The organism is Paraperlucidibaca sp., from assembly GCF_982810325.1.
The window spans coordinates 1-7,985 of the sequence record NZ_CEYEMI010000048.1 but is presented as its reverse complement, the minus strand read 5'-3'; the positions used below and the strand labels follow the sequence as shown (position 1 = coordinate 7,985).

The window sequence follows — 7,985 nt, the reverse complement described above, 5'->3', positions numbered from 1 at the left end:
ACTGTACGCGCCTAAAATAAAAAAGGTTACGCGCATGAACAAGGTCATTCCTACCAATAGCCCAGTCTGTGTCACTGGCGGCTCTGGCTATATCGCTAGTTGGATTATTCAATACCTATTAGCCGCAGGCCATACAGTGCACGCTACCGTGCGCGACCCCAGCAAAGCTAAAAGTGTTGCGCACTTAGAAGCCATTGCCGCCCGCGAGTCAGGTACTCTTAAGCTTTTTAAAGCCGACCTACTCGACATTGGAAGCTTCGATGCCGCCATGGCTGGCTGCGCGGTAGTCATTCACACTGCATCGCCATTTATCTTAGAAGGCTTTACCGATGCGCATGAAGCCTTGGTTCGTCCCGCAGTAGAGGGCACACGCAATGTGCTCGACGCGGTTAATCGCACACCGAGCGTTCAACGCGTCGTACTTACCAGCAGCGTAGCCTCAGTCTTTGGTGACAATATCGACGTGCGCCAAGTCGAAGGCGGCGTGCTCACTGAAGCACAATGGAACACTACGAGCAGCGTTGACCACAACCCCTACCAATACTCAAAAGTTGCTGCTGAGCGTGAAGCTTGGGATATGCAAGCTGTACAAAATCGCTGGGACTTAGTCACCATCAACCCAGGCATGGTTTACGGCCCCTCGCTAACCACTGGCAGCCAATCGGCCAGCATCGACACCCTCATTTCCATGGGCGATGGCCGTCTGCGCTCCGGCGTGCCTGACTTGAAATATGGCGTTGTCGATGTCCGTGATGTCGCAAAAGCACATATTTTGGCTTCGTTTAAACCGGATGCCGAAGGCCGCCACTTACTCGTGTCCAAAACCATTTCCATGATCGAGATTGCCAAAATCTTGCGCGCTCATTTTGGCAAAGCTTATCCCTTCCCAAAATCTGTGGTGCCAAAAGCGTTAGTGTGGACATTTGGACCAATGATGGGGCCTGTTACACGCACCTTCATCAGCAAGAACGTTGGCCACCCTTTAGCGTTTGATAATCAACGCAGCATCGCGCTGGGCGTGGAGTATTTACCGGTCGAACAAACCTTTATTGAACACTTCCAGCAGGTGCTCGATGATGGTCAGGTGAAAAGGCGGGCATAAACTTACTTGATGGCTCAGTAGCTTTTATTTCGGCCGACAGAGTACATAAAAAAGGGCGCCTAGGCGCCCTTTTTTGATGCCATAGCTCTAGTTTTTCAATGGCGCTAAAGCAGAGTTCAACACGAAGCGCTTTTCTGGCACTTTAACAAATAACTCGCCTCCAACTATTCCACCTAAGGCTGATAATCCAACTCTTAAACGAACCGGCGTATCATTCACTAATCGAGCGGTTAAGCGACCATCGGGTAAAAACTCAACCGAACCACTAACACTCAAGTTCGTAATATCCGTATTACTTTGCGTGTCGGGAATAATCGGAATGCCAACCAGACCTGCAACGTCACTGAGAACAGGAATTCCTAAATCTGCCAAGGTTTTCAGAAGCCCAACATCTGCTCGAGCATCAAGGTCAGGGATATCTGTATAAAGACTAATCACGGTAGAAAGGCTGGGGTTCTTAGGTACACCATTTTCACAGTTGCCTTTTAACTTGCCCGGGATTCGATTAGCGAACTTAGTACCGCTGAGCACACCATTAGTATAGGTTGGCTCTAAATGACGCATGCGGAATACTAAAGGGCCAGTGAATAGTGGCTGCTCAACAACAATAGGCACGATTTGATTTAATAAGTCTGCTCCCTGATTAATGGCGCCCGTTAAGATTGGGCCAAGAACCGGAATCAAATTAATCAAATCATTCACTACATTCGTGACTGGCGAAGCTGCTAGAGATAACCCGAGCTCCGCGAAAACATCCACGCCGTTGGTCACAACCAACCCCGGGCTTACAAATACATCAATTGCTCCTGTATTTGTCCCTGAGCATAGTGTTGCAAAGTCAGCTTTAGTAATCGGCTGACCATCAGTCCTGCTGAAGCCCTCTAAGCTAGCGGACAAAGCTGAGCTGACGTGTAAGAATTGCTTTTCCTCACAAATACCGCCGTCAACACCCTCTGTACATCCTATCGCAAAGCGTGTAGCCGCACCGCTAAATGAGCCGCCAGCACGCGACACATCGGGTAAAAGCAGCGCTCCATTTGGGGTATCACAAGAATACTTACCCGTGCTAGGAATGCCCTGAGCTGTACCCTGGGCACATGAAGGCATAATTTCTCCTCGAGCTGGCTCAAAGCGAAAGTTGGCATCTACATCGGCATTCGGTAGTAGGCGCAGGTTTACGACCGACCCTTTCGAAGCTTCGGTCGACACTTTGAAGAAAATCTCCATGGGCGGACCGCCATGCTGCGGATTACTAACCTCAGCAAATGACTGTGCGATGAGCTGAGTTTGTAGCGGCAAATTATTTGTGCCGCAAATGCTGTTAGCACTACAGGTGGCAGATGCCAAGCCACTAGAGCCCAAGATATAGCGATAAATCTCACCTTTCTTCCAAGGATCATCTGGCGTAAAGACTAACTCACGAACCGTGCCACCTAGTGTGCCCGCAACCGGCTCCAAACAAACGCCTGCGGCGCTCACTCGCTCAACACGGAAGCTCGCACTCGGATCATTACACACAGTGCCTAACTTGACCGCTTTAGCACCCGTGCGCTGCACAGTTTGCGAAAGCGTTACAGTGATAGCACGACGCGTATCAATGAAAGGTAGAGGAATTTCTTCGTCTGTCGTTTTACCACCAGAGCACTTGCCTTGGATATTATTAGCAACGTTACGACTGCCCGACATCACACTGCAGGGGTAGCCAGGGTAAACACCAAGAACAACAGGTGGGCGCCGTGTATCTGGCCCGCCATCTGGATTTGGTGTCGCATCACCCGCAGCTAAGCTTGGCATGGTGAATGTCAACGTTCTTTGGGCAAGCGACTCGCCACCCAAGCTTTTAATAGGACTGCTAAGCTTAAGGCTATAAGCTTTGCCATAGCTAAACGCTGTTTCTGGTGTAATCACCAGCGATACGCCATCCAAGCGCCAACTAAATGGCACAGCCTGACCATTGGAGGTGAGGGTAATTGGCGTATTCAAACCACTGGTACGGAACGACTCAACATCCATGATTTGATCAAAATTCACAATGATCGGATCGCCGGGCCGCATTAGCTGAGAGCCTAATACGCTACCGGTAGTACTTGCCAAGGTATCAACTGTGCTTGAAGGCGAAGCCATCGCAACACGATTAATAATTAGCTCGTCACGGAGGCGCGCTGTATCCCCTGGCACCCAGGACTGCACGACAGGGGCTGTCTCTATAGGCGGGGTAATGTTGGGAGAGTCATCTAGGTCTATAGATAATTGCAGCGCTAATATACCCACCGCATTGTCTGTGCCTAAGATTTTTAACTCAATCGTACCAATCGCATCTATTAAGATTTTATTCTCAAGGCCATTAAACCTTGCTATACCAGATACTGGAACATGCATAACATTTTGGGTAAAAGCACCATTCGATGTGTCATTTTTTGCCGAAACGGCAACGTCCATTTCTAGGGTTACTAGGCTCGGAGATAGGGGCGATAAACTATAACGATTGGGCAATAGCAAGCCATTTGCATCGCTAATCATTTTAATCGTTAGCGTGTCAGTCTCTAAGTTTGCCGGCACCACACCATCGAGCTTAACAACTAAGCTAGCTGCTGTTAGCTGACTATTTCTTTTTACTCGTAATGGTGCGACAGCACTTTGAATATTTTTGACATTTGCCGGCGTGCCCAAATTAGCAATTAAAGTTCCTTCTGCTTGAGGTTGTGGTGCACGATCGCCCTGCCCTAAAAGCGGCGAGGCTACAGGCACCTTGTTAACAGGCGTACCTAGTAGAGCTGAAATCCCACTTGACTCAACCATGCTTCTGGCACTTTCACCATTCGCCGCCTCAGTGGGTTGGAACTGATATGCTGCAAAGCGAGAATCACTACTAAAAGGTATATTTTTCAGGCTTTTCAGCTTGTTATTAATGCTTAATGTATATGTCTGAGTTGCATCTAGATCGGCATCAGGATCTATAGATATCTTATTGCCATCAACGAGAACAGTCGCCTTTACTAGGTTACCAGCAGCATCGGTCAGTTTAATGCTAGCAGTACTGCCAGTGCCATACACCAGCGTTTTGGTATTTACTGGCTGTGTCAATTGCAGGCGAATAGTGGAGAAATTAAATAAACCTAAACCCTCATTGCCTAGTAAAAAGCTTTCTGGGTTCGGTGTAATATGCTCGACATCAAATTTCGTAGTACTGGTACTACGAGCATTTACTGGCCCTTCAAGCGCTGCTCGCGTTGTAAATATCAGTGGCTGACCGACATCTGCGGCCTGAACCGCCACGTTACGCAAATTAGCAGCGCCAGGCGTTGGGTTGCCTGCTGTATCAAGATCACCGGTATCTAGCATCAGTCCATTGCTGATTAAACGATATTGCGTGCGCTCTTTGAGGACAGTCTGCGGGCTCAAAATGACACCGTGGCGATCTACCTGCAAAGTGGCGGGATTTGTTCTCGGAAACACCTCAGCCCGTGTAAATGCAGCTGTAAGTGGCACCACTCCAGCAGCTTCGCACTGACCTTGCGTGCTCACGAAGGCCTCTTCGCAGAGCGTAAAAGCCGCCGTTAACTTAGCTAACGTATCGAACTCTATCGCTGCTATTGGGTGAGAGAAGCGCAAAGCTATTGGGGTCGCGGGAATCACCTCCGTTTGCCCAGGCGCAGGGTAGGCATAAATCATGCTGCGCTGTTGCGCCGAGATTTTAGCGCCCGGCTCAAATAGGTCTTGCAGGTTTGATCGCACCTCTTGACCGCCACCGCCACTACAAGCAGCTAATGCGACGGAAAGAAAAACTGAACCTAATGCGCGAAGCTTCATCTTAGACCTCAGAACGTCAGATTGATGGAGGCGTTCAAGACGTGCACATTGCCGCCCGAAGTGACACCCTCGCAGAGCACATCTTGGGGGTTCTTTCCAGGGGTTTGATTTGTTGGGCAGGCACCGCTACCACCGCTACCACCGCTACCCATTTGATTACCTACGTCTTGTGTTGTAGCTAGCAAGAAATCGCGATCTTTGATCACGTGATATTGATAGCCGAAATCAAACCGCACAGGCTGCGATAAAAACAGAGCCTGCTCGATCAAGTACGAAAAACCAAGACCAAAGACCAACCGATCGTTATCAACGTAGTTCACATCTAAAGATGATGTGCTATCTAGTGGGGATTGCTCATAGCTAACGCCGCCAGTGAAGCTAAATACATCATTCATGCGCAACTCAAAGCCTGCGCGCGGAATGAAAATGTCCTTAAACTTTAAGTTAGCTTGGTCTTTAACGGTATCTTGTCTTAATGCATCGTTAAGGCCAGACCAAAGCTGGTACTCACCAGATGCAGCTAAGCGAATTTTATAAAAGTTGTATTGAATGCCGGCAGAAAAGGTTTCGGGCTGATAGCTATCAATCGTGCTAAGCAGCAGAGGCAAGGCAACTGCGTTGGTTGCAAGGGCCTTAGCATCTACCGTGGTTTTAAAAAATGACTCATAGCGATAGCCTACTGCTGTCTCCAAGCCGTTCAGCACGCAGTATTTATCTTCTGGGCAAACTAACTGCCCCCAATTTATATTGGCACTTAAAATTGGCTGAATTGAGGGCTTGGCACTGACAGTCACAGACTCTTGATTAGTTGTGCCTGCAAGATTGGCTTGTGTCCCTAGCTGAGCATCTGCAGCAAGCGTAATACGGCTAGCCGCACCCACATCAATACCCGGAATAACATTTAAGCCAGCACCCACGCTAAGAAATAAAGATTGCTGACCATAACGTAGTGACTGAGGTAAGGCTTGTGAGCTGGAATTAAATGACAACAAATTATAACCGCTGCGCTCAGCACCTAACATAAAGCCTAAAACCATTGCTCGGTCACCTTTGAGCATAGTACTTAAGTCAGTTTTGAAGCCCAACATGACGTTGTAATTCGAATCATTTTCAATGACATCGCCATCTAAAATGATTTTATCAGGCTGCCCCCAACCCTTTGCGGTGAGCTCTTGCTCTGTAAAGACAAAGCCGGCTGTCATTGCACCCTTGCGGTCGCGAGCCAAATACGCAGGATTGTAATACACCGCTGATGGCTGGTTGCTAAACATCGACAGTGCTTGAGCGGTGGCAGTGTCGGTTGGCGTTAAGCCGAAGTTAGTGGCAACTGTACCCATTGAAGCCATTGCTGAGATGGGTAGCGCGGCGAAAAGAGCTAGAGCAATACGAGAGGCAGGCGAAGTCATGGAAGGCTTCCTTGTTATATTTTTTATTTATGACTAAAGAGTCGTAGGCCGACACTCTAGCGAAGTTGGCACATATTAAGCCAGCACCGACGTGTTATCAATTTGTTACCGAATCGGGGTATTCGCACTACATTAAGACATAAAAAAGGCGCTAAATGCGCCTTTTTCACTACTCTTAGTCTTAGCGGGCAACCATCGCCACCTGTGTTTGAGCTGCTAACTCAATGATGGGCTGAGGATACATGCCAATTAGGAACACTAGGCCTGCCATCAATAGCACCATCATACCGCCAACGCGGAAGCCCCAGTTGCTGGCAGCGACCATGCGCCGCGAGCCAGGGGCAGGCATGAAAAGAGTGATGATCACACGTAAATAGTAGTACAGGCCGATGGCACTGCCGACGACCAGTGCACCGACTAGCCACCATAAGCCGGCATCGATGCCTAGCGCGGCTACATAAAACTTACCAATGAAGCCAGCTGTGAGCGGAATGCCTGCCAGCGATAGCATCATCACGGTCAGCACAGCGGTCAAATATGGATGGCGCCAGAATAAGCCGCGATAGTCGAAGAGCTCATCGGCATCTTGCTGCCTGTATGGGCTAGATGTCAGCGTGACGACGCCAAATGCGCCGATAGTGGTGACAACATAGGCCATTAAGTAGACGGCTGATGCTTCAAGCGCGAGCTGGCCGCCGGCGACCACGACAACCATCAAATAGCCGAGTTGCGCGATAGATGAGTAACCAAGCAGGCGTTTGATATTGCTTTGGTTTAGCGCCAATAGGTTACCGATGATCATCGAAGCAAAAGCGATGACGGCAAAGATCATGCTCCATAAGCTGCTATGTGCGGCTGGAGCTTCGATCAGTAAGCGCAATAACACGGCGAAAACAGCGACTTTGCTAACGGTGGCCAAATAAGCAGCAACTGGTGCTGGTGCGCCTTGATAGACATCCGGTGTCCATAAGTGGAACGGTGCCAACGATAATTTAAACGACAAGGCCGCTAAAATTAATGCGATGCCGGCATAGGCGTACGGACTGAGCATGCCTGCTTTGGCCAAATCGCCACCAATATCTGCGAGCAGCATTGAGCCTGCGTCGGCATAGAGCAGCGCCATGCCAAAGAGCATGAATGCGGTCGCGGCTGCTGACAAAATCATGTACTTGATACCAGCTTCCAGCGTTTTCTTATTGCGGAAGGTGTAAGCAACGAGGCCATAAACCGGCACTGACAAGAGTTCAAGACCAATAAACAACGCCGTTAAGTGGCGAGCACTAATCAGCACCAAGGCACCTAGCACCGACAGAGTCAGCAGTAGGTACATCTCTTCTTTATTGTCGTCATAGCCTTCGATGTACGCATGCATTAGCGTTGCGCAGGCAAGCGTAGCAAACAGCGCAATAGCCATATAAAGACAAGCATGGGCATCGATCATTAGCAATGGCGTGACTTGTTGCGGGCCGCCTTGCCATGCGAAGTAGACCGAAACTAGTGCGGCATTAAGGCCTATCACCGTGATGGTGGCGTTAACGTCATGCTGGCGCTTGATAGCAATCGACAGCATCACCAGCACCGCTGTAGCACCGGTGATCAGGATAGGCAGTAACGCAATGAGTTGTGCAACAGAAATCGTCATGGCGTTTACCAACCTGCAGTGGGCA

At 49.3% G+C, this 7,985-nt stretch carries 4 protein-coding genes; 1 reads left to right on the top strand and 3 read right to left on the bottom strand.

Going from position 1 to position 7,985, the window contains the following annotated elements:
* Nucleotides 1-34 precede the first annotated feature (34 nt).
* A complete protein-coding gene (locus tag AC3DKE_RS10715) occupies nt 35-1,102 on the top strand; it encodes an NAD-dependent epimerase/dehydratase family protein (protein ID WP_487990672.1) in 1,068 nt (355 codons plus the stop codon).
* Nucleotides 1,103-1,189: 87 nt separating this feature from the next.
* On the opposite strand, the gene AC3DKE_RS10710 is transcribed toward AC3DKE_RS10715, so the two are convergent.
* From AC3DKE_RS10710 to nuoN, 3 genes are all read right to left on the bottom strand, one after another.
* Nucleotides 1,190-4,912, bottom strand: a complete 3,723-nt coding sequence (locus AC3DKE_RS10710; RefSeq protein WP_487990671.1) for an Ig-like domain-containing domain — start codon at nt 4,910-4,912, stop codon at nt 1,190-1,192.
* Nucleotides 4,913-4,920: 8 nt separating this feature from the next.
* Nucleotides 4,921-6,318, bottom strand: coding sequence for an OmpP1/FadL family transporter (locus AC3DKE_RS10705; RefSeq protein WP_487990670.1), 1,398 nt, complete (start codon nt 6,316-6,318; stop codon nt 4,921-4,923).
* Between the two features lie 181 nt (nt 6,319-6,499).
* Nucleotides 6,500-7,960, bottom strand: a complete 1,461-nt coding sequence (nuoN, locus tag AC3DKE_RS10700) for an NADH-quinone oxidoreductase subunit NuoN (protein ID WP_487990669.1) — start codon at nt 7,958-7,960, stop codon at nt 6,500-6,502.
* Nucleotides 7,961-7,985 lie beyond the last annotated feature (25 nt).